The sequence below is a fragment of the Firmicutes bacterium HGW-Firmicutes-1 genome (assembly GCA_002841625.1).
In the GTDB taxonomy this organism is placed as follows: domain Bacteria; phylum Bacillota; class Clostridia; order Lachnospirales; family Vallitaleaceae; genus HGW-1.
This window is the reverse complement of record PHAG01000001.1, coordinates 242,242-265,644: the sequence shown is the minus strand read 5'-3', so window position 1 is coordinate 265,644 and position 23,403 is coordinate 242,242. Positions and strand designations below refer to the sequence as shown.

Annotated in this window: 17 protein-coding genes and 2 pseudogenes; 16 read left to right on the top strand and 3 right to left on the bottom strand. The window is 36.8% G+C overall.

The window, feature by feature from the left end; genetic code table 11:
• The first annotated feature begins 44 nt into the window (after nt 1-44).
• The 6 genes and pseudogenes from CVU84_01220 (at nt 45) to CVU84_01195 (ending at nt 7,267) form a co-directional block, all read left to right on the top strand.
• Nucleotides 45-227, top strand: a pseudogene (locus CVU84_01220) (hypothetical protein).
• Nucleotides 228-229: 2 nt separating this feature from the next.
• Nucleotides 230-1,798 (top strand): ABC transporter ATP-binding protein, encoded by a 1,569-nt coding sequence (locus CVU84_01215; protein ID PKM96364.1) that lies wholly within the window; start codon nt 230-232, stop codon nt 1,796-1,798.
• Nucleotides 1,795-3,043 (top strand): annotated as a pseudogene (locus CVU84_01210) (sugar ABC transporter permease). Before CVU84_01215 ends, CVU84_01210 begins: the two are co-directional and overlap by 4 nt.
• 60 nt (nt 3,044-3,103) lie before the next feature.
• Complete coding sequence (locus tag CVU84_01205; protein PKM96363.1) at nt 3,104-4,213, top strand: sugar ABC transporter substrate-binding protein; 1,110 nt, start codon at nt 3,104-3,106, stop codon at nt 4,211-4,213.
• Nucleotides 4,214-4,833: 620 nt separating this feature from the next.
• Complete coding sequence (locus CVU84_01200) at nt 4,834-6,114, top strand: hypothetical protein (GenBank protein ID PKM96362.1); 1,281 nt, start codon at nt 4,834-4,836, stop codon at nt 6,112-6,114.
• A 265-nt stretch (nt 6,115-6,379) separates the two neighbouring features.
• Nucleotides 6,380-7,267, top strand: coding sequence for an alpha/beta hydrolase (locus CVU84_01195; GenBank protein ID PKM96361.1), 888 nt, complete (start codon nt 6,380-6,382; stop codon nt 7,265-7,267).
• Nucleotides 7,268-7,528: 261 nt separating this feature from the next.
• On the opposite strand, the gene katE is transcribed toward CVU84_01195, so the two are convergent.
• The gene (katE, locus tag CVU84_01190; GenBank protein ID PKM96360.1) at nt 7,529-9,664 is read right to left on the bottom strand and encodes a catalase HPII; all 2,136 of its coding nucleotides are present in this window, start codon (nt 9,662-9,664) and stop codon (nt 7,529-7,531) included.
• Nucleotides 9,665-10,006: 342 nt separating this feature from the next.
• Here katE and CVU84_01185 point away from each other — a divergent pair, with 342 nt between their 5' ends.
• The 10 genes from CVU84_01185 to CVU84_01140 all read left to right on the top strand — a co-directional run bounded on the left by CVU84_01185 (nt 10,007) and on the right by CVU84_01140 (nt 19,810).
• The gene (locus CVU84_01185) at nt 10,007-10,888 is read left to right on the top strand and encodes a diacylglycerol kinase (protein ID PKM96359.1); all 882 of its coding nucleotides are present in this window, start codon (nt 10,007-10,009) and stop codon (nt 10,886-10,888) included.
• 251 nt (nt 10,889-11,139) lie between these two features.
• A complete protein-coding gene (locus CVU84_01180; protein PKM96358.1) occupies nt 11,140-11,367 on the top strand; it encodes a small acid-soluble spore protein Tlp in 228 nt (75 codons plus the stop codon).
• 579 nt (nt 11,368-11,946) lie between these two features.
• Entirely contained in the window at nt 11,947-13,506 is a 1,560-nt protein-coding gene (locus CVU84_01175; protein PKM96504.1) for a peptidoglycan-binding protein, read from the top strand.
• Nucleotides 13,507-13,686: 180 nt separating this feature from the next.
• A complete protein-coding gene (locus CVU84_01170; protein PKM96357.1) occupies nt 13,687-14,253 on the top strand; it encodes a hypothetical protein in 567 nt (188 codons plus the stop codon).
• A gap of 62 nt (nt 14,254-14,315) precedes the next feature.
• Nucleotides 14,316-15,506, top strand: a complete 1,191-nt coding sequence (locus CVU84_01165; GenBank protein ID PKM96356.1) for an RlmI/RlmK family 23S rRNA methyltransferase — start codon at nt 14,316-14,318, stop codon at nt 15,504-15,506.
• A 39-nt stretch (nt 15,507-15,545) separates the two neighbouring features.
• A complete protein-coding gene (locus CVU84_01160; protein ID PKM96355.1) occupies nt 15,546-16,169 on the top strand; it encodes a GntR family transcriptional regulator in 624 nt (207 codons plus the stop codon).
• Nucleotides 16,170-16,509: 340 nt separating this feature from the next.
• Complete coding sequence (locus CVU84_01155) at nt 16,510-17,631, top strand: osmoprotectant (protein ID PKM96354.1); 1,122 nt, start codon at nt 16,510-16,512, stop codon at nt 17,629-17,631.
• A 2-nt stretch (nt 17,632-17,633) separates the two neighbouring features.
• Complete coding sequence (locus tag CVU84_01150; protein ID PKM96503.1) at nt 17,634-18,269, top strand: choline ABC transporter permease; 636 nt, start codon at nt 17,634-17,636, stop codon at nt 18,267-18,269.
• A gap of 1 nt (nt 18,270) precedes the next feature.
• The gene (locus tag CVU84_01145) at nt 18,271-18,858 is read left to right on the top strand and encodes an ABC transporter permease (protein PKM96353.1); all 588 of its coding nucleotides are present in this window, start codon (nt 18,271-18,273) and stop codon (nt 18,856-18,858) included.
• A 25-nt stretch (nt 18,859-18,883) separates the two neighbouring features.
• Nucleotides 18,884-19,810, top strand: a complete 927-nt coding sequence (locus CVU84_01140) for a glycine/betaine ABC transporter substrate-binding protein (protein PKM96352.1) — start codon at nt 18,884-18,886, stop codon at nt 19,808-19,810.
• Between the two features lie 194 nt (nt 19,811-20,004).
• Here CVU84_01140 and CVU84_01135 read toward each other — a convergent pair whose 3' ends face one another.
• The gene (locus tag CVU84_01135; protein ID PKM96351.1) at nt 20,005-20,973 is read right to left on the bottom strand and encodes a hypothetical protein; all 969 of its coding nucleotides are present in this window, start codon (nt 20,971-20,973) and stop codon (nt 20,005-20,007) included.
• 13 nt (nt 20,974-20,986) lie between these two features.
• Nucleotides 20,987-23,401 (bottom strand): formate C-acetyltransferase/glycerol dehydratase family glycyl radical enzyme, encoded by a 2,415-nt coding sequence (locus CVU84_01130; protein PKM96350.1) that lies wholly within the window; start codon nt 23,399-23,401, stop codon nt 20,987-20,989.
• Nucleotides 23,402-23,403 lie beyond the last annotated feature (2 nt).

The window sequence follows — 23,403 nt, the reverse complement described above, 5'->3', positions numbered from 1 at the left end:
AAATCTAAGAAGGAATCTTTTATACCATAGAAGGCAAAAAGTATATGTTGCTCGCTACTGGCACCTGCATTGCAATGGGCAATGCGTCGGCAGAGATAAAAAGACAGGCACGAAATGTTACGTTGGAAAATGATCACGAGGGCGTGATTGCAGGACTTAAACAGTTGAATTTTGCGGAGAATCGCAATAATATTTGCTTGCAAAGTGCAAGCGTATGGGGAGTGTGATTATGGAACATCCTTTAATACTACAGATGCAAGGTATCACCAAACTTTTTCCGGGCGTGCGTGCGCTCGACGATGTGTCGCTGGAGGTACATCGAGGCACCATTCTCGCAATTTGCGGCGAGAATGGTGCGGGGAAATCAACTTTGATGAAGGTTCTTTCTGGTGTTTATCCTCACGGCTCCTATGAAGGAAAGATTATCTATATGGGCCGTGAAATGGTATTCAAGGACATCAAAGAATCGGAAAGTGCTGGCATAGTTATTATTCACCAAGAGCTGGCAATGATTCCAGAGCTATCCATTACTGAAAACATCTTTTTGGGAAACGAGATCATGAAGTATGGGTTGATTGACTGGGACGCCGAACGGAAACGGACGGTAGAGCTGCTTGAGAGGGTAGGGTTGAGTATTGATCCCAACACCTTGATTAAGCACATGGGCGTAGGCCAGCAGCAACTGGTGGAAATCGCGAAGGCACTTTCCAAAAACGTTAAGTTACTAATTCTCGATGAGCCGACCTCCGCACTCAATGAGGCCGACTCCGCGAACTTGCTCGAGCTCATGCACGGCTTAAAAGACAGGGACATCACCTGTATCATGATTTCGCACAAGCTCAACGAGATAGCGGCAATAGCAGATGCTGTCACAGTCATCCGCGACGGACGCACTGTCGAAACCTACTCCGTTGAAGCGGGACACGTCGATGAGGACCGCATCATCCGCGCTATGGTAGGACGCTCCATTGAAAACCGCTATCCCGCTCATGAATCTAAACTCGGCGAGGTCATCTTCGAGGTGACCGATTGGCGTGTAGAAGACCCCAATAATCCGGGGCGGCTGGTATGTAAGAACTCCAGTTTCTTTGTCAGAGCCGGAGAGATCGTCGGCTTCGCCGGTCTTATGGGTGCGGGAAGAACTGAGCTGATGCGGTCTATCTTTGGGCGAAACTACGGCGTCCACCTTGGAGGCTCTATCAAAGTCAAGGGCAAAGAGATACGCGTCACATCGGTTGCCTCCGCAATCCGTCAGGGCATCGCTTATGTGCCCGAGGATCGCAAGAACTTGGGGCTCAATTTGTTAGACAGCATCCGCAAAACCACTGTGTCGGCAAATCTAAGGGCAATTTTACGCGGGGGGCTCCTTGATATGGAACAGGAATTTCAGGTTGCCGAAGAGTACCGCCGTTCCTTAAATGTCAAGACGCAAAGCGTTGACCACGGAGTGGCCACCTTGTCCGGAGGGAACCAGCAAAAGGTTGTTTTGGGCAAGTGGATGTTTACAGAGCCGGATGTTCTGATTCTTGACGAGCCCACCCGTGGGATTGATGTTGGCGCCAAGTACGAAATTTATCGCCTAATTCATGAACTTGCAGATCAGGGGAAAGCAGTCATAATCATTTCCTCCGAGTTGCCCGAGCTACTTGGTATATCAGACAAAATTTATACCATTTTTGAGGGAAACATAACGGGCGTGATAGACCGCCATGAGGCCAAGCAGGAAATACTCATGAAAATGATGACAAACACCTCTGGGTCAGAATCTAAAGCAAGAAAGGATGAAAAGTCGTTATGAAATATTTTAACAAAATACTAGGTGGCGGACTACGGGATTACACCATGGTAATTGCCTTAGTGGCACTTACCATTATCTTTAATATTACTTCGAAGGGGAAAATGATTACTTCCTCTAACTTCCAAAACCTGATATCCGGTAATGCGTATGTAATGGTACTGGCGATTGGAATGTTGATGGTCATCGTAATCGGACAAATCGATTTATCCGTCGGTTCGGTGGCTGGTTTCTCAGGAATGGTAATGGCTATTGGGGTGCGGGATTTGGGATTGCCGTGGTGGCTCGGAGTACTCCTCAGCCTTGCAGTCGGCGCTACGATCGGAGCGTGGCAGGGGTTCTGGCTGGCCAAGCTCAATATTCCAGGATTTATTACAACTTTGGGCGGCATGATGATTTTCCGTGGCGGCGTTATCTGGATTTCAAAGTCGATCTCGGTGCCGGCGCCGGTGGAACTCAAAGTGTTCGGTGCGGGATATTTGCCCGAGTGGGGGCCAGCTTTTACAGGGATGAACAACTCGACGCTACTGCTGGGAATAATCGCAGTCGCCGCGTTCGCCTTTACGCAACTGCGCAAGTACAATCGTTTGGCAAAACGGTCCGAAAAAACAGAGGAGCTTTGGCCGGTGGTGGTTCGGATTGGCTTGATCGGCATCGTCATTGGGTACATAACATGGATTTTCGGCACAGGGCGCCCTGGCACATCCTTCCCCGTACCGGGTCTGATTCTTGTGGTTTTGGTCATTATCTACCACATCATCACACAGCGGACTAGATTTGGACGCTACATCTACGCTGTCGGAGGCAATAAAAGTGCGGCCGCATTGTCTGGTGTAAATGTCCAGAGAACATATTTTTTGACCATGCTCAATATGTCCATGCTTGCGGCTTTAGCCGGAATCATGTTTGTGGGCCGCTCAACTGCGGCTGGCCCGTCGGATGGCATCGGATGGGAATTGGACGCCATCGCGTCGGTATTTATCGGTGGGGCGGCTGTTTCAGGTGGTGTCGGAACCGTTATTGCTACGATGGTTGGAGGACTGGTGATGACTGTTCTCAACTCTGGGCTGATGCTCATGGGTGTTGGTGCTGACCGCACACAGGTTATTAAGGGCTTTGTGTTGCTTGCGGCAGTTGGTTTCGATGTTTTCAACAAGCAGCAGGGTCGCCTATCCATCATAGGAAGGATATTTCCGGGAAAAAGAAAGTAAACCTAATGAAGGTAACCCTGCCAACTGTAGTTCCTAATAAACTCATGGCTGGGTTTACATATTAGTCGATGGACTTAAAACAGGAGGGAATAGTAAAATGAAGAAATCAATATCGTTATTCCTCGTAATAATGCTTATCATGGTAATGGTACAGGGTTGCGGTCGCGCACCTCAAACCAACGTACCACAAACCAGCGAAACAGCTGAGACACCTGCTACAGACGGCGATGGGTTTGCCGAAGACGCAGTCATCGGCGTTGCACTGCCTTGGCTCGGAACTCAGAACTGGGCAGAAGCGGATGAGATGTTCAAAAGCAAATTGAAGGTTGCAGGCTTTGAAGCAATCGTCCAGCACGCAGACAACAAGGTTACCACGCAACAACAGCAGATTGAGTCGATGATTCAAAATGGTGCCAAGGTAATCGTTGTAGGTCCTGTGGACGGTTCCCAGCTTGGTGCGGTTCTAGAAGAAGCAGCTGCGGCTGGCATCTTCATCATCGGCTATGATCGCCTCATTGAGAACACTACCGCTATTGACGGCGTAGTGCAGTTCGACAGCATCAAGACCGGCGAACTTCAAGGGCAGGCTTTGCTAGATGGATTGGCTGCTAAAAAGGGAGCGGGTCCTTACAACATCGAGTTGTTCGGCGGCGGCCCTGCAGACCCCAACGCTCCCAACTTCTTCAAGGGTGCCATGTCAGTGCTCCAGCCTAAGATTGACGACGGTACTATAGTTGTAGTATCAGGCCAAAACGAGTTTACTCAGTGTGCTACTTTGGACTGGGACAATTCTAAAGCTCAAGCTCGTATGGACTCCCTTCTTTCCGGCTTCTACTCAGATAAGGAAATCGATGGTGTTCTCTGCCCTAACGACGGCATCGCTCGTGCGTGCATTACCGCATCTGAGCAGGCTGGTCAAGAGCTTCCTGTGACTTCGGGCCTCGACGCCGAGAACGAAACAGTTAAGTGGATTTGGGAAGGCAGACAGTATTCAACTATAGCTAAGCCAACAGACACGTTAGTAAGCAAAACGATTGAGATCATCAAATCGCTGCAAGCAGGAAACGGTATGCCTGCATTTGACACAGACGTGAACAATGGCAAGAAGGAAGTAGGCATCTACGCACTTCCTCCACTTGTTGTCACTAAGGAAAATGCAAAAGATGCATTTGCTAATGACCCAGGCCGCTTAGAGCTACTAAAGTAGGAAACCCTAAGAACCTATATTCATGAACTGCTCCCTGTCAAAGAGAGTGGAAATAATTAAAAATTCTTTCAAAAGTGTCAATACCATCATTGGCACTTTTGTTATTCAGCAATATTTAACCGAAGGGAAGAAGTCCCCCGCTTCTATAAGTGGGGGTTCAAGCCCCCACCTATGTGCAAGCGTTAGCTTGCATTCGGTTACAAAACCGTAGCGAATGTGGAGGTTTTGTAACATTTGACAAGGTATAATCCTAATTCTATTGGTGTCATACAATTCAGACGTCTTTGATACCTTTAGGTATTTCATTATGAAGGGTTCCGGTGAGGATATGTATTTCATTATAAAGGATGCGTTAGATAGTGAAGACAAAGGGATTCATATGGTGGTAAAATACGCTAAAACAATAAAAACCAAAGCCATAGGGTTTAAATTCTTTTGACTTAATGCAAATATATATAGTTGTGTTAACTCTAAAAGTAATTTTATATATGGTGTGGAGCCCGTTACGATGCTGACGAAATGTAATTTATATGCAATGGATGATTACTTCTTTGCTTTATCTCTGATTTGCTATATAATAGAAAACTAGATAATCATGCATAATCGGAGGTAAGGTGGGTATGAACAAAAAAGATGTACTTGAGTTAAGAAGACGATTAAATAAGAATGAAGGTACATTCACTAAAATGAGTGGATGCTATGTCAATGGGCATAAAGAAATTCTAGTCAATTTTAATAAAACATTTCTAAGTTTGGAAGATGTAGAATTTTTCAAGTATTTAGATATTGCTAAAAAAACATTATCAGGAACCATTGGTAACAATTTGCTTGAACTGCCATTTCTCCCTGAGGAAGAAAAAGAAGGCGGCAAACAGCGTTTTTTATTGGGAATTAAAGAAAGCAAATTGAAAGATGCAGGGCTTCTAGATGCATTTTATCAACTCATCATTGATAGCTATGAATATGTGGGGAACTATCTAATTGTAGCATTTCATGATGCTTATGATGTCATGACAAAAACAAGCGATAACCAAAAGTTGGATGAATCAGAAGAGGTCTATGAGTATTTAATAGTTGCCATATGTCCTGTGGACCTTACAAAACCGGGGCTTGGATATTTGGAGGATGAAAACAGAATAGGTGCACGTACCAGAGACTGGGTTGTAGGCGCACCTGAAACAGCCTTTATATTTCCGGCATTTACTGATCGCAGCACGGATATCCATTCGGTTATGTTTTATACGAAGAATACAACAGAACCTCATAACGAATTGATGGAGCTGGTATTAGGATGCCAAGTAAAACCTACTGCTTCTAAACAAAAGAACATCTTCCAAACAATTATTAATAAGGCTGTAAATGATACTGAAAAAAGCAGTATGGTCTTTGGTGATATCCAGGAAAGCTTAATTCAATTTGCAGAGGAGCAGACTGCCTGTACGGATTCGTTCGAAGGATCAGCGAAATTGACTAAAGAAACGGTTCGGGAGATTTTGATGGAAAGTGGTTTGCCTGAAGAAATTACTAAGAAAATTGATCTTGACTTTGCTGAAAATTTTGGAGATGACCTGCCAGTAATCGATCATCTCATTGATAAAAAAGTATTGGCTGAAAACAAAAAAAGGAAAGTGGAAAAGACCTTAGCCGAACAGGTAGAACGATTGGAAGAGAAGCTAGAAAAGACAATGAGCATTAACACATTCGAAGCAAATGATATTGAAGATACTCCGATTGATATTGAGCCTAATTCAGCAGGCACTAAATCAAATTATGATGTGTTTCTTCGGGTAAAACCCGAGAAAATATCACAGATTAAATCACAAATCATTGACGGAAGGAGATGCATTATCATACCAATGGATGAAAATGAGCATGCAAATGTAAATGGGGTAACTATTTAATGTAGAGTTAGGGTGGCTTTCTTTATGACGCAATAATGAATAGAGAGTTATGAAAATTACTATTGAAGAGTATTTAACTAAGATTATTGATGAAGCCCATAATGAATCTTTTGGATACAATATAAACATTATCGTTTAGGTTGTACTTTCGAATGCGAATACAGAAGGCGAGTATCCTTTGACGAATATATTATTTGATAAAGGGTATTTGTATGATATGGTATAATAAGTTATATAAATATCATTAGGAAGATGGAGGGATTAAATGAGTATACAAGCTTGGATAGTAAAAAAAATCATGAAGAAAGTAATACCAAGGGATAAAGATTTTAACTTAAGAAGAAAAAAAACTGATGAATTAAGCAGAAAATATTCATTAGCAAAGAATGTTAAATTACAACAGGTGCAGTTAGGTGGTGTAACAGGAGAGTGGTTTTTTTTAGAGAACGCACCTAAAGGCAAAGTCATTGTGTTTTTACATGGTGGGGGTTATTGTGTAGGATCCATAACTACTTACAGGCAGTTTACTAGTATTTTAGCTAAGGAGACGGGTATTAGAACACTATATGTGGAATATAGGTTAGCTCCTGAAAACCCATTTCCTGCAGCATTGGAGGATGCAATTTCAGTATACCAAAGCCTTTTATCTGAAGGAATAGCTTCTAAAAATATTATTCTTGTGGGAGATTCTGCGGGAGGAGGATTATGCTTAGCTTTGACATTAGCATTAAGAGACAAAGGAGATGCTTTACCAGCGGCGCTTGCTCTTTTTTCTCCGTTAACGGATCTTACCCTAACTGCCAAGAGCTATAAAACCAACGCGAAAAAAGACCCAATGGTGATTTTGGAAGATCAAATATCATTGGTGGAGGCCTATACAAGAGGCCAGGATACAAAAAATCCTTTGATTTCTCCAAGGTATGGAAATTTCAATGGATTTCCTCCTATACTTATACATACAAGTGACGATGAGGTATTGCTTGACGACTCATTAAATTTAGCAGAAAAGGCTAGAAAAGATGGAGTACAAGTAAACTTAAAGTTATGGAAGGGTATGTTCCATGTTTTTACTATATTTCCTAAGCTTACCCCAGAAGGGAAAAAGTCCCTCAAGGAAATTACAGAATATATAAAACAGTATTTGAAAGCCTAAATAAAGGGATTATCAGGTTGTTAAAAATACAGGTAAAACAAATAGAATCGTCCCCTTTGTACCTAAAACGGCAATGATTGGTATTGAATATAAAATAAGATTAAAATGTGAATTATAGATATATAATAAACAAAATTTTATTAAACAGTAGTTAAAAACACCACATTAAGAAAACCTAATGTGGTGTAATTTTTTGAAAGTTAATAGTAGAATGAATGAAAATATTATCATTGTAACAATGCTTTGCGTATAGTGTACTCATCAAGCTGGTACCATTTCTTTTTGATTCTGACGATCCCAGTGTCTATGCTGAGCAAGGGTTGATATATATTGGTTACTGAAATCGCTCATATTAACAGCATTTCGTATAGTAATTATGCCTAATTCATTAACTATCTCTGACTGTTCTAGACTGGCCATTGTTACATTCTTTACAGCTGTGGACATTAATAGATCTACTCCTTCACAGGAAGCCCCTATTGTCTTAGCATGTTTAAAGGCTTCATTTACAAAGTGTATAGCATCACCTTGCTGGACCAGGCTATCTACACTTTGCTTTCCTCCGGCTATATAGACTCCGTCATATTTTATAGAACCGGTGGTAACAAAGTTTTTACCAACTTCTAATTGCTTTCCGTCAGAACTTACTATCATGCCTAAATTCTTACTTATTATTTCTGTGTGTACGCTAGCATTTTTAAGAGTATCCATTACTTGAGTAAGCTCTTCGTAGTTAAATCCATTGTCTGCTAAAATAGCTATCTTTCTTGTTCGGGCATCTTTTTTTGTGTTAGCTTGGCTTAATGCTGATGAAATAGTAGTGCTCTCAGTAGGTTTTGGAGTTTGTGGCGATACGGCACCTATCCCTAAAGCTATTTGAGTTGCTAGTTGTCCATCTACATTATTAAACATATCTACAACTTTCTGCTTAATCTCCTTATCCATAACACTTCCAACCTCAAAGTGGAATGCTTCAATAATATGTTGTTTCTCTATCTCGGACATACTATTCCAGAAAAGCGTTGCTTGACTAAAATGGTTAGCAAAGCTTTGATTGCGCTCACGAACCTTAGATCCTTCAACTTTTTCAGCATAATGTTCATAGCCACCTTGAGAACTTGGAACAGGGGTAGGAGTGTTATTTTGCATAGAATTAGGAAAATAACTAACAGTCCCTTGGTCTATAGTCATTCTGTGGTAACCGTCACGCTGATTGTTATGGACAGGTACCACAGAACGATTTATCGGTATTTCATGAAAGTTGGGTCCACCCAGCCGGATAAGTTGTGTATCTAAGTAGGAAAATAGACGACCTTGTAACAAAGGATCATTGCTAAAGTCTATTCCTGGCACTACATGACCTGGATGAAAGGCAACCTGCTCAGTCTCTGCAAAGAAATTATCTACGTTTCTATTTAGCGTCATTTTACCAATTATCTTTACTGGAATAAGTTCTTCAGGCCATATTTTAGTAGGATCTAGAATATCGAAATCAAATTTGAACTCTTCCGCTTCATCTATCAGCTGAACACCAAATTCATATTCAGGGAACTCGCCCATATTTATAGCTTCCCATATATCTCTTCGATGATAATCTGGATCCTTACCTGCTAATTTTTGCGCCTCATCCCAAACGAGAGAATGAACCCCAAGAGCAGGCTTCCAATGAAATTTAATAAAACTAGCTTTGCCCTGATCGTTAACGAATCTAAAGGTGTTCACTCCAAAGCCTTCCATCATTCTAAAGCTTCTTGGAATAGCCCTATCTGAAAGCAGCCACATAATCATATGTGCAGTTTCTGTGTTATTCACTACAAAGTCCCAAAAAGTATCGTGAGCAGCAGAGGCCTGTGGTATTTCATTGTGTGGCTCAGGTTTAAGAGCGTGTACAACATCTGGAAACTTAATTGCGTCTTGAATGAAAAATACGGGAATATTATTAGCTACGAGATCGTAGTTTCCATCCTCAGTATAAAACTTAGTAGCAAATCCTCGTGCGTCTCTTACAGTATCTGCTGAACCTCGTGATCCAACTACAGTAGAAAAACGTACAAAGACTGGTGTTTTTACGGATGGATCTTGGAGAAATATTGCTTTTGTAAACTCCTTCATAGGTTCATAAACTTGAAAATAACCGTGAGCACCAAAGCCACGGGCATGAACTACTCGTTCTGGAATTCTTTCGTGGTCAAAGTGAGTAAGCTTTTCTCTAAAGTGGAAGTCCTCCATAAGAGTTGGGCCTCGGTTACCAGCCTTTAGTGAATCGGTTGTATTAGATACACAGATAGCTTGATTCGTAGTAAGTTTGTTTTCGGCATGGTTTACTCGAAAAATAGCTAATTGATCCTCTTTACTTTGCTCTGTTATAGGAGCGTTGCTTTTTTGAATTGAATCCATGATACCTCCTTCAGATTTAGAATATCGAATGCGCAGTCTATTAGATTAATAAATAATGTTAATAATCATTAGACCATTCTAATCTTTTAATAATGTAATTATATTTAAGTATTCCTCAGTCGGAAAATTGTATACTATTATTTCATCAATAATACACATTAATAAATTTGAATGAGGTGGATTTTTTTGCTTGTTAATGGTAAAATTGTTGATAATAATTAAAACTGCTATATAGAAATAAATATGAAATTTTATATTTAATTGTTGTTAAGAATATATTGTTAACCACAAGAATGAACTTTACTCAAATAAATATCATAAAAAAATAGAAAAGAGATAAAAATGAAAAGACATGTATTTATTATTAATCCTGAAGCAGGTAAGAAAAAGGGGATTAATCTAAAAGATTATATTCAAGAAACTTATAATAATCCTTTGATTTTAGTGACCAGTTATAAAGGACATGCAACGGAGCTTGCTAAAACTTATGCGAGACAGCATACGATTATTTATTCTCTTGGTGGTGACGGGACATTAAATGAAATCATTAATGGAGTGCTTCAGTCAAAGTACTATAGCGAAACAATAGTAGCTGCTGTTCCCTGTGGATCCGGCAATGATTTTATAAAGGGAATAACGAATATAAAGGATCCTGTTGAAATACTTAAGCGATATCAAAAACAAAAATTGAAAGTGATTGATTTGGGAAAGATCAACGATAGATATTATACTAATATCGCATCAATCGGATTTGATGCATTAGTTGTACATCAAGCAGAAAAATATAAACGAATTCCTATGGTAAGTGGTGAATTTTCTTATCTTATCAGTATTTTTAGGAATCTCATTCGACTAAAAGATTATTCGGTTTTCATTAGTGTTGATAATCAAAGCATTATGAAGAAACGTATTCTATTTATCACTATGGCAAATGGACGTTATTATGGTGGTGGTATGCAACCGGCACCTAAAGCTTTATTAGATGATGGTGAATTGGATTTTGGTATAATTGCTAAAGTATCAAGGATGAAAGCTTTGATTTTACTTCCTAGATTTATTAATGGAAAGCATGAATCTCTTGACGAAGTATCAGTTTGTAGGGGAAAAAAGTTAATGGTTAAAAGTGAACAAGCCATGCCAATTAATATTGATGGTGAAATTATTTGGAGTGATAACATTTCTGTACAAATTGAGGAAAAGGCATTGCAAATATTGGTTCCATAACATTAGTTAGTTTGACTTAATACATATCCTATATTGTAAAATTTATTAGCATCCCAAATGGGGTGCTTTTCTATATAGAAAGATAATATGTTAAGCTTATTTTTATTAAGAAATTAGTGAGGAAGATAAATATAAATATAGTTAGGAGATTTTAATGATAGATGAATAAAAGCAATAGATATACAAAAGATAAGACGTAGGCGTTTAACATAAGCTCACCAAAAACTATTCATATAAAGGAGACAAGAACGATGAAACACAATAAAGACGATAGAAGTGATAATGTAGAAAGAATTCAATACAATATAGATATGACTTTAGAGAATATTCATAGAGCAGAAGATATGATTGATGAAACAGATGATGAGAAAACGATAGAAACATTAAAAGCGAGAAATGAACGTAGAGAAGGTGCTCTCAATGGTATGAGAGAAGAAATTAAAGATGAAGCTATGGACAAAAAGGATGGTTATAAGTAAATTATGTACCCTACAAGCTATCATTTAGGGATTCGTTTTTAGAAAATATAAAACCACAAAAACAGTTAAATAATTTCTGAGTTTGTGGTTTTTATTGTTAAATTGCAAGTTAGTTAGATATCTAAAGTAGTTTTTGTTCGGAAACATATAGAACACCTATGTTTAGTTAGATTCATATAAACAGAAAAAGCCAACCTAAATTAGAAGTAATATCATGTTTTGAAACAGGTTTACATAATTGTTATATTTATCCCAAACTAATCTCGATAAAAAGACTAGCAGTTTAAAAATAAAATTGCTGCTCTTTTTTTATTAGTCTAAATTGTGATAACTAATTCTAAATCATAATCTGAGATAATCGTTTTAAATATGAATGCTACCACATAAAATTGACAGTAGACTTTATTGTCTTTATTAATGTTGATAAACTTATCTCTAAAAGTGGCACTAATTATAAATTTGCTAGTATTAAAGGATGGTATTATGGAAAAGGAAGTGGGAACCACAACAGGTAATCAAATGGAAAAGGGCGTGAACAATCCAATAGAGAATGAAGTGAAAAATCTGACAGAAGAGCAAATGGAAAGTCTATTAGAAAATGAAGTGGAGAAATCAGCAGAACAAGAAGAACAGCAAGAACAGCAAGAACAGCAAGAACAGCAAGAAGAACAAGAAAAACAAGAAGAACAAGAAAAACAAGAAAAACAAGAAAAACAAGAAAAACAAGAAGAACAAGAAGAACGAGAAGAACAAGAGCAGGAAGAACAAGAACAAAAACCAGAAGATAAACCATTAAAAAACTACAAGAAATTTGTTCTACACATCATAATTACTCTTTGCATTTTACTCGGCATCTATTTTGTTATGACAGTATTTTTCATGAATCATTTTTATTTTGGCTCTGAAATTAATGGAATAAATGTTTCAGGGAAATCGGTAAAGAATGTAAAAATTCTAATGATATCAGAGCTTGAGAATTATAGTTTAAACCTTAAAGAGCGAGGAGGAAAAAGCGAACAAATAAAAGCCACTGAGGTAGGTTTGAAGTATAATTTGCTTGAGTTTAATGAACTTAAAGATTGGCAAAATCAAAATCCTTTTAACTGGATTTTAGCATATTTCAATAAAAATGATTACGAAATGACCGTAAGAGTTACATATGATGAGCTACTATTAAAGGAACGAATAGATAAGCTCTCTTGCCTTGATAGCAGAAATATTATCGAACCTAGAAATCCCAGTTTTCAATACGTAGATGGCTATTATGTAATTGTAGATGAAATCTCTGGAAACAAGGTAGATCAATCGAAATTATATGCTCATTTGTCGGATACATTATCTAAGGCGGAAGTAGAGCTTGATTTGGAATTAATCAGGTGCTACATAGAGCCGAAGTATAATTATAAGTCACAAAAGACAATAGAGGTTAAAAATATCCTTAATCAGTACGCATCTTCAACAATTATCTATACTTTCGGAAACAGTAAAGAAGTTTTAGACGGTTCCATAATAAATAAATGGCTAATAGTTGATGAAAATTTTGATGTTGCAATCAATGAGAGGAAAGTGGAAGAGTATATAGATGTATTATCAGAAAAATACAATACGATCGGAAGGACAAGAAACATTAAAACATCTTCAGGTGAAGCAATACAAATCGATGGAGGTGATTTTGCAAACTCTATTCATAAAGATATAGAAATGCAAAATTTGATTTCAACTATTAAAAAAGGATCAACTACTATACTGGAACCCTCATACTGTGATATCGGCAATACCTATGTAGAAATAAGTTTGACCAAGCAGCATATATGGTTTTATAAAAGTGACGCGCTTCTTGTAGAAGGGAATATTGTTACGGGCAATGTAAGTAGCGGTCATGCAACACCGGTAGGCGTATACACATTAAAAAGAAAAGCAAAGAATGTTGTATTAAGAGGTCCAGATTACGCAGCTCCGGTTACCTTTTGGATGCCTTTTAACGGAGGTATAGGAATGCATGATGCAAATTGGAGAAGTAAGTTTGGAGGAAATATTTATGAGACAGATGGGTCTCATGGTTGTATAAATTGTTCCTACGATGTAGTAAATGTAATTTACGATAATATTGATACTGGGACTCCTGTTATTTGTTATTAATTATTTTTTGAAGAGTAAAGATGAATGTTAATTAAACTACAAAAATCATCCCTATTACCTAATTATTACATTTGAAAATGCCTTATAATGATTAGAGATAAATAGAAATCTATTGACAATTGGCCAATATAGACTATAATAATCTCAATAATGACAATAAGTAAAAGCAAAGGTGAGGAAATGAAGGAAAAGATACTAAAAACTATCTATCGTTATGATGAGAATAAAAAGATATATCATATTGATATTCAACTCAATGACTATCGGGATGTATATAGTGATTGGGATTACTCACCTTTTGTGAATCGGGATTTAGATGAGGATTTGCTTGAGTACCTGATGTCTTGTTCATATGAGATTCCGAAGAAGCGAGAGTTTATAGTTGATTTTTTCCTGTTGATGCATTTATATGATGTGAAACGGGAGACAAGGAGCATTGAGGGGATTCATAATTATTTTGGATATAAGATTCGTCAAACCCAGTCAGAACGTTATCGATTGATGAGAAGTACCGTATTGTTTTTTATTATCGGTACATTATTATTGATTTCAACGGTATTTTCAAATAAAATAATTCTAGACCCACTATTTGATCGTATTATTTCAGAGGGCTTATTTATTGGTGCGTGGGTTGCTATATGGGAAATATTTTCTATTTGGTTTTTTCAAGTGAATGCGCTTGGCCATAAGATAAAACACTATCAGCGATTACAAAAAAGTAAAATTCTCTATCATTATAAGGAGTAAGAGTATAGCAGATAATCATCAAATTTATCATATCAGATAATTAAAAAGGCAGGATGATACGAATGAAAAATGAAGTCGATTTAAATATAAAATCTAAGCATATAAAAAAGTATAAAATGGGATACCCCTTAATATCAAAAGAAGCAATCATTGACTTTGAGAAAGTTGGGGAAGAAGGAACACTTGTTAATCTCTTCGCTGAAAACAAGAAATTTATTGGAAAAGGGTATTATGGAAAACAGAATAAGGGAGCAGGATGGATTTTAAGTAGAGAAGAAAACGAAAAGATAGATCAAATTTTTTTTGAGAATAGGATTAAGTCGGCAATAGATAGACGAAAAAGATATTATAATGATACTGATACTACTGCTTTTAGGGTATTTAATGGGGAAGGTGATGGAATAGGCGGCTTAACAATCGATTATTTCGATGGCTATTACTTGATTAATTGGTATAGTAAGGGAATCTATGAGTTTAAAGATGACATTTTAAATTCACTTTATAAATTGGTTGAATATAAAGCGGTTTACCAGAAAAAAAGATTTGATGATGAGGGAAAATATATTGAGGAAGATGATTTTGTTAGTGGAAAAAGAGCGGAATTTCCAATTATAGTGAAAGAAAATGGTGTAAAATTTTCAATCTATTTAAATGATGGGCCAATGGTTGGCGTGTTTTTAGATCAAAGAGAGGTAAGGAAGAAACTTAGAGATAAATATGCAAAAGGAAAAAGTGTTTTAAATACATTTTCGTATACTGGAGCTTTTTCGGTATTTGCAGCACTAGGGGGCGCGTATAAGACGACGAGTGTCGATCTTGCGAATAGAAGTTTAAGTAAGACGAGAGAGAATTTTATTATAAACGGAATTGATTGTGAAGCTCAGGATATCATTGTTGAAGATGTATTTCATTATTTTAAATATGCTATTAAGAAAAATCTAAAGTTTGATATCGTTATTCTTGATCCTCCAAGTTTTGCCAGATCTAAAAAGCATACTTTCAGTGTGACAAAGGATTATGTTGGTTTGTTGAAGGAAGCTATAGAAATAACAGAGGACAATGGTATTATGATTGCTTCCACAAATTGTAGTAATTTCGATATAGATATGTTTAAGGTGTTTATTGATAAAGCTTTTAAAGAAATAAATGAGAAGTATGAGATAGTGGAAGAATTTTCCTTGCCAGAAGATTTTAGAGGGATAAAAGAATTTAAAGAAGGTAATTATCTAAAGGTTGTTTTTATTAAGAAATAAGCTAGGAAAAAATGTAAAATTTATAGACGGAGGATTAAGATGCCAGAGGAACAAATCATAAAACCTTTATATCAACAAATAGCAATTGATATAGCAAATAGAATAGCGAATGGGGAATTTGCAGTCGGATCAAAGATTCATGGGAGATCAACGTTAGCAAGTCAATATAATGTTTCGCCAGAAACTATACGCAGAGCAATTATATTGTTAGAGGATGTATTTATCGTTGAGGTATATCAAGGAAGCGGAATAGTTGTGAAATCAAGAAACGATGCATATAAATTTATAGAAAAATTTAAAAACATAGATTCCTTGAATTATATCAAGAAGGATATTTTAACCATAATTCAAAATAAAAGAAAAATGAATGAAGATTTAGAATTAAAAATCAACAAACTAATAGATTTTTCTGAAAGATTTAAGAATACGAATCCCTTTTCACCAATTGAAATTGGCATTGGTAATTCGTGTAAGCTCTTAGAAAAGACTATTGCAGAAGTAAATTTTTGGCAGAATACGGGAGCTACGATTATAGCCATTAGAAGAGAGGGGCAGATTATACTTTCTCCCGGTCCATATGCGCTATTTACAGAAGGAGATATTTTTATATTTATTGGAGATGAGAATGCATACGAACGTATTATTGGGTACCTCAATAATTAATAATGCAAAATGGCAGGTATAATAACAAGACGGAAAATAACAAAATTTATGGCTTATTTGTAAAGCATCTCAATTGCAGGTGCTTTTTTTGTTTGCAAGAAAAGTTATCATAAGCAAGCATGCTTGATTATGATACGAAGAATGGAAAAAAATGAAGTACAATTAATTGGTTTTTTAGTTGGTAATTTTAATGTTGTGGTTTACAATGTGACAACTTGATGTTAAAATTAAGTTGTCAGTTATTTTTGAAAAACATAAAAATTGATTTTTGGGAACCTTGACAAATAAATTTTCTGATTCAAGATTACCAAATGATTTCATACATAGAGAGGAGAAATACATGATTGTTTACGAGAATGTTAGTAAAAAGTACAATAATGTAAAAGTTATTGATAACCTAAACTTAACAATTAACGATGGAGAGTTTGTTGTACTCATTGGACCTTCTGGTTGTGGTAAAACTACAACGCTAAAATTAATAAATAAATTAATCAAAATGGATGAAGGTACTATTTTCATTGATGATAAAAACATTATGAATATCGATGCAGTTGAGCTTCGTAGAGAAATTGGTTATGTTATTCAACAAATAGGTCTTTTCCCTAACATGACCATTGAAGAGAACATATCTGTTGTGCCTAAATTGTTAAAGTGGAGCAAAGAGAGATGTAATCAAAGGGTACGTGAACTGTTAGAACTTGTGAATATGCCATATGAAGAAAATGCGCATAAATATCCAAATGAATTAAGTGGGGGGCAACAACAGCGTGTTGGTGTTCTAAGAGCACTTGCAGGGGAACCACCTATTATATTAATGGATGAACCTTTTGGTGCGCTTGATCCCATTACAAGAGAAAACCTACAAGATGAACTGAAGTTACTACAAAAGAAATTACATAAAACCATTATATTTGTGACACATGATATGGATGAAGCGGTTAATATGGCTGATAAGATTGTATTTATGTCCAAAGGTAAAATATTGCAAGTAGCTGCACCAGAAGAGATGCTTAACAATCCAGCAGATCCAATCATTAGTAACTTTTTAGGGAAAATCACTTCTTCTTCAAATGATAATGATTTGACTTGTGCTGATGTTATGAAGAAAAAAGTATTAATTGTACTAGAGACCAAAAAAACGCTTGAATGTATTTCCCTCATGAAGCAGAGAGAGTTGAATTCAGCAGTTGTTGTGGATTCCAACGATAGATTCAAAGGTGTAGTGACTATTGAAAATATAAGGGCACATGGTAAGCCTGGTGAGATGGTATCTACGATTGTGGATAGCAATATTGAAACTGTTATGATTACCACCAATGCGAAACATGCTTTTGATAGATTGATTGAAACCAAGTCCGATTATCTCGTCGTATTAGATGAAAATGACTCAGTTGCGGGTATAATAACTGGAAGTAGCATAACGAAAGCCTTAGCAAGTGTAGTTTGGGGGGGGATAATTTGAGCATTATAAGCTTTTTAGAAAAATATGGAGATAAATTAGTTCATGCTATCATAGTACATCTTCAATATGTTTTTGTTTCAGTGGCCATTGGATTTATAATAGCATTAATACTTGGAATAGTACTATCCAGATTTCCTAAGATATCAAAGATAGTCATTCCTATAATTGGAGTTTTTCAGACGATTCCGGGTTTGGTTTTTATTGGTGTGCTTTTTATATTTATAGGGATGAAGCCAATAACTGTTATCATTGCACTATCCATTTATGCGATTTTTCCGATTTTAAAAAATACCTACACGGGCATACTTAGCGTGGATGAAAGCTTAAAGGAGGCTGCACGTGGATGTGGTATGAGCAATATGCAAATTCTATTCAAAGTTGAAATTCCACTTGCTATGAGTGCCATCATCAGTGGCCTTAGGATGTCTACGATATATACAGTAAGCTGGGCAGTATTGGCTGCGATGATAGGTCTTGGTGGTTTGGGAGAATTCATCTATAGAGGAATTGATACAAATAACAATGTTTTAATCATTGGTGGGGCGCTTCCAGCAGCTGTGATTGCTATTATTTTAGGTTTGCTTATTGACTTCATTCAAAGTAAAATTACGCCAAGAGGTCTGAAAGGGAGGACATAACATGGAAATGAGATTTGTATTGCAACACTTATATTTAGTAGGCGTAGCGTGCATATTTACGACTATATTAGGTCTCATACTTGGGGCGATCGCTTATATGTTCAAACCTACCCGATCAGTTATTTTATGGAGCGTTGACATCATGCAGACAATACCAGTTCTTGCCTTACTCGGCTTAATAATGCTTTTCTTTGGGGCCACAAGTACCACAGTTATTATTGGAATTGTGTTGTATTCTTTGCTTCCAATTGTGAGGAATACCTATAGTGGATTGAATAATATCGACGAAGGTATTAAAGAAGCAGCAAAAGGTATGGGTATGACTAAGTTACAGCGACTTTTTAAAGTTGAGTTTCCCTTATCCTTTCCTATCGTCTTTACGGGGGTTCGGATTGCAGTAGTAACTTCCATAGGTACAGCAGTATTTGGAGCAGTAGTGGGAGGAGGAGGACTAGGATCAACAATTAGCAGAGCTATATTAATACAAGATATGACGACATTAATTCAGGCTACATTAACACTTATGGTAATGGCGGTAGTCTTTGATTTTGGTTTGGGGCACATAGAAAAAGGTTTAAAAGCAAGATAAAATTTAAATAAAAAAGGAGAATAAAATGTTTAAATTTAAAAACAAACTTTCTTTACTATTCATTTCAGCAATATTGATTGGAGCACTTTCGGGTTGTAGTGGAGGTGGAAAGAAAAACACAGAAATTGTTTTATTAGAAGGACAATTTTCTGAGATTGATATTTTAATGCAGATGGCAGGAATCTTGATCGAAGAAAATACTGATTTAACCGTAACATTTCATGACTCCATGAATACTGTAGCAGCAGCAAATGCGCTAACATCTGAAGAGGTTGATCTTTATGTAAGTTATGACGGAACGCTTTTAACCACTATTTTAGGACATGATCCAAGTGATGTACCAGAAGGTGAAGATTTATTTGAGTGGACAAATGTAAAAGGTATTGAAGAAAAGGGACTTATATTAATTAGTAAATTTGGCTTCGAAAATACATATGCTTTAGCCCTTGACAAAGGATTTGCTAAAGAAAAGAATATAAGCACAATAAGTGAACTAAAACCATTTACTGAAAATTTGATATTTGGTGCAGAGCATGAATTTTTTGATGAAGAGGGTACAATGAGATTCAATCCATTTAATAAGCACTATGGAATTGAATGGAAAGACAGTAGTTCTATTGATATTGGGCTAAAATATGCAGCAATGGACAGTGGTAATATCGATGTAACTATGGTTTACTCAACAGATGGCTTAAACAAAAAATCCAATTTACTTATCTTGAAAGATGATCTTTCCTTCTTTCCTCAATACTATGGTTCGTTTTTAACCAGAACTACATTGTTTGATGAATTTGCAGATACAGCTCCAAACCTTAAAGAATTATTAGTGAGTTTAGAAGGGGTAGTTGATAATGAAACTATGATTGAAATGAACTATGCCGTAGATGCAGAAGGTTTAAAGCCTTATGATGTTGCGAAAGCATTCTTAGTTGAACAAGGTCTATCTAAGTAAGCGTAAAGGTTATTTTGAAAAGAATGCATAGTTATTGGTAACGGATGATAAATAAACAAAAAAGACTGAGTTCGGTGAAAAGCTGAATTCAGTCTTTTAAGTTGTAGCGTATATAAATATATCCAACAGGGAGGGTTAGATAGAAGAAAATGGTGGTATTAAGCTATAGGTGAGCAAAAATCGTTTTAAAGTCCTTAAGCCTCCAATGGAAGGGAAGCTGCGCCAATGATACCAGCGTTTTTTCCAATTGCTGTATACTCAATTTTAATCTCATCAATAAGCATATCTTTTGCGAGTAAGTGAAATTTTTCGCGAATCCGGTCAATATAGAGGGAGCCCCAGTTAACAAGTCCTCCGCCTAATACTATGATCGGTGGATTGTATAATTGAAAAAGGTTATACAACGCTATGGCAATGGAATCAGCACTTTCAAATACGATCGCTTTGGAGAGTTCATCTCCTTCATCGAGGCCCGTTTTTACGGTAACGCCATTTATTTTTTCGTGGGCATTTTCTATGGTTATTCCAAGGCTGCTTTTTATTCCTACATTGATTTTATCAATTGCGATGTCAGCTAGAAAAAGTCCACAAGCTTGAGTCATTAGGCAACCATAATTGCCACAGCCGCATTTTCGATCAGATTCTGGTCTTATAATTGTATGCCCAACCTCTCCTGCAGTACCTGTGATTCCGCGAAGGAGTTTTCCGTTACTTATGATTCCAGCGCCAATCCCTGTGCTTATGGTCATAAAGATCATATCTTCATATCCTTTGCCAGCTCCATACTTGTATTCCGCGAAGGTTTGTGCGTTGGCATCATTATCAACAAAAACTTTTATAGTATTAAAGTGTTTTTGAATATTTGCTTTGAAAGGATAGTTTTTGAAGCCAGCAGTCAGATTGCTTGTGGTAATGGTAGTTCCATCCTTATATCTGACGTGTCCAGCGAAGCCAACGCCCAATCCAAGTAGGTTGTCTTCTGTAAGTGAGTTCTTTTCCAAAAGAGAATTTACCAATGCCACAATATCCATTACAATACCATCACTATCTTTTTGAGTATGGTCATAGGTGCATATCTCGTCGACAATTGTTCCGTCTAAAGTAACTAATCCTGCTGAAAGCTTGGTACCACCTAAATCTACTCCACAGAGAAGCTTTTCCATAAATAATCTCCTTTTATAATGAATGTTCGGTTCTTGCTATTATGTCATCCTGAGTATCGGGAGACAGTGTATTGAAAAAGGCAGAATAACCAGCTACCCTGATAATGAGATCCCTGTATTGTTCGGGATTTTTTTGAGCATCTAAAAGGGTCTCTCTTGAAACGATATTGTACTGGACATGCCAACCTTTTAAATCTGTAAAAAATGTTCTCAACATTGAAATCAGCTTATTTTTATCACTTTCGCTTTTTAATGACTGTGGATTCAGTTTTTGATTTAACAAAATACCACCAAGAATCTTTTCTACTGGTAATTTTGAGATAGAATTAAACACTGCTGTTGGACCTAAAACATCTGTTCCAGATGAAGGAGAGCTACCCTCAGCTAGAGGTGTAAATGCCTTTCTACCATCAGGAGTTGCTTTGACCACTGCACCCGAAGGAACATTTGAGGAAATGCTTGAGGTTCCGGCATAATACTTACATCCAATCGGTCCTCTTCTATATCTTGTCGTATGGTATTTTTCTAATTCGTTGATGAAGTCCATGTACGCATCTTTTATTAGCAAATCCACGTAGTTATCGTCATTACCAAATTTAGGTGCGTAATTAAGCAGTATTTGCCTTATTTTTTCGCCTTGTATGCCTTCGAAGTTATTTTCAAGGGCATCTGTTAACTCGGAGCTTGATATTCTTTTTTCTTCAAAAACAAGTTTTTTGATTGCGGCAAGTGAATTGCCAAGGTTGGCTATTCCAACCTGTAATCCTGAAATGAAATCATATTTACTGCCGCCTTCTTTAATGAATTTACCTGTGCTAATGCAGTCGTCTACGAAGGTGGAGCAGAGTATATCTGGTACATTTTCCTCGAGAACAGTATCAACAGCAGTATCGATGGCAACGGTTGCTTTGGCATAATATTCTATTTGATACTTCCAGGCATCCATTAATTCTTCAAAGGATTTAAAATCATTCAGTTTTCCTTTGCCTTTGCGAAAAACTTTTCCGGACATATTATCAACACCGTCATTAATTGAAGCCATGAAAACTCTCATAAAGTTGAGGAAGCTCATTCCGGTACATCGGTAACCCCATTTTCCAGGAACGGCTACCTCTATGCAGCCAATAGCTGAATAATTATAAGCATCATCTTTTTCAACACCAAGCTTTATTAATTGGGGTATTACTATTTCGTCATTATTGAATGCTGGCATTCCAAAACCTTTTTCGATGATCTTCATACATTCAAGCATGAAGTCTTGGCTTAAATTTTTGTGAAATCTGACTGAGAGGTTAGGCTGAGTTAACTTTGTATTTCCAACAGATCTTAAAATAATAATACTCAATTCATTTACTGCATCCTCTCCACTTGTAGTTTGACCGCCGATTGTTACATTTTGATATAACGGTCCTCCTGCGGAAAATTTTGTATGAGACCAGGAGCGAATTTTTTTAATAGACATTAGTTTAACCCAGGTACTTTCTAAAAGTTCCGTTGCAAATGCTTTCGTGATTGAACTAGCATCTATATCTTTTTTGTAGAATTTATATAAGTATTGATCCATTCTGCCGAATGAAACAGAATGGCCGTTGCTTTCAATCTGAAGTACTAGTTGTACAAAATAAACGAGTTGAAGAGCCTGATAAAAGTCTTTTGGTGGCTTTTCGGATATGTAACTGCAGTTTTCGCTGATTTTAAGTAACTCCAGTTTTCTTTTTGAATCCGATTCTGTTTTACTGAGCTCAAATGAAAGGTTTTCGAATCGTTTAATGAACGCTTGAAGCGCTTGTAAAGCTATTGTTAAAGATTTATAAAACTGTTCCTTCTTTAGATCAGTGTAGTCAGTTAATTCAAGGTTATTTCTGTAAAGAGATACTTTGTCAAGATATCCATTTAATCCAAGGGCTAGTATTTTTTCGTTATTAACGGCTATATGTGCATCTCCTGAAGTTAAATTACCTTCAGCGCGGATAATTCCTGTGCTGTGGACTTCTTTATATTCCTCAGGCATCAATGCATATCCCTTATCTAAAGTTGTTCTACCTTCCCAAAAAGGACAAATGTTTCTTATTTCTTCTTTTGTTTTTTCTGTAAGATAGAAGGCATCACCTGGTCTTTTATTAAACTCATCAAGCTCTTTGAGCATCCATTCGACAGCATATTCAGGAAAGAAGGGTGCCCCGTTTAGCATCGAGGAGTGATTTCCTACTATGAGTTCTCCTTCATCAATATAAATGCTCATATTTTTTAACGTTTCTTCAAGTGCAAGAGCACGTTTTACGGGAACTGGCATTGCCTCATATTTTTTATACATTTTAGTATAAAAGTGGGCTCTTTCTGTGCAAACTGAAGGTTTGGTATCGAGGACCCGGTCCCTCAATTTTTTTATTCTGTCAGAATAAACTGGATTGTTTTCTGTATTTATCATGA

Bases quoted from the DNA above. Each gene is read 5' to 3' on its own strand.
- CVU84_01215 (PKM96364.1), top strand. From the start codon at position 230: ATGGAACATCCTTTAATACTACAGATGCAAGGTATCACCAAACTTTTT.
- CVU84_01205 (PKM96363.1), top strand. From the start codon at position 3,104: ATGAAGAAATCAATATCGTTATTCCTCGTAATAATGCTTATCATGGTA.
- CVU84_01200 (PKM96362.1), top strand. From the start codon at position 4,834: ATGAACAAAAAAGATGTACTTGAGTTAAGAAGACGATTAAATAAGAAT.
- CVU84_01195 (PKM96361.1), top strand. From the start codon at position 6,380: ATGAGTATACAAGCTTGGATAGTAAAAAAAATCATGAAGAAAGTAATA.
- katE (PKM96360.1), bottom strand. From the start codon at position 9,664: ATGGATTCAATTCAAAAAAGCAACGCTCCTATAACAGAGCAAAGTAAA.
- CVU84_01185 (PKM96359.1), top strand. From the start codon at position 10,007: ATGAAAAGACATGTATTTATTATTAATCCTGAAGCAGGTAAGAAAAAG.
- CVU84_01180 (PKM96358.1), top strand. From the start codon at position 11,140: ATGAAACACAATAAAGACGATAGAAGTGATAATGTAGAAAGAATTCAA.
- CVU84_01175 (PKM96504.1), top strand. From the start codon at position 11,947: ATGGAAAGTCTATTAGAAAATGAAGTGGAGAAATCAGCAGAACAAGAA.
- CVU84_01170 (PKM96357.1), top strand. From the start codon at position 13,687: ATGAAGGAAAAGATACTAAAAACTATCTATCGTTATGATGAGAATAAA.
- CVU84_01165 (PKM96356.1), top strand. From the start codon at position 14,316: ATGAAAAATGAAGTCGATTTAAATATAAAATCTAAGCATATAAAAAAG.
- CVU84_01160 (PKM96355.1), top strand. From the start codon at position 15,546: ATGCCAGAGGAACAAATCATAAAACCTTTATATCAACAAATAGCAATT.
- CVU84_01155 (PKM96354.1), top strand. From the start codon at position 16,510: ATGATTGTTTACGAGAATGTTAGTAAAAAGTACAATAATGTAAAAGTT.
- CVU84_01145 (PKM96353.1), top strand. From the start codon at position 18,271: ATGGAAATGAGATTTGTATTGCAACACTTATATTTAGTAGGCGTAGCG.
- CVU84_01140 (PKM96352.1), top strand. From the start codon at position 18,884: ATGTTTAAATTTAAAAACAAACTTTCTTTACTATTCATTTCAGCAATA.
- CVU84_01135 (PKM96351.1), bottom strand. From the start codon at position 20,973: ATGGAAAAGCTTCTCTGTGGAGTAGATTTAGGTGGTACCAAGCTTTCA.
- CVU84_01130 (PKM96350.1), bottom strand. From the start codon at position 23,401: ATGATAAATACAGAAAACAATCCAGTTTATTCTGACAGAATAAAAAAA.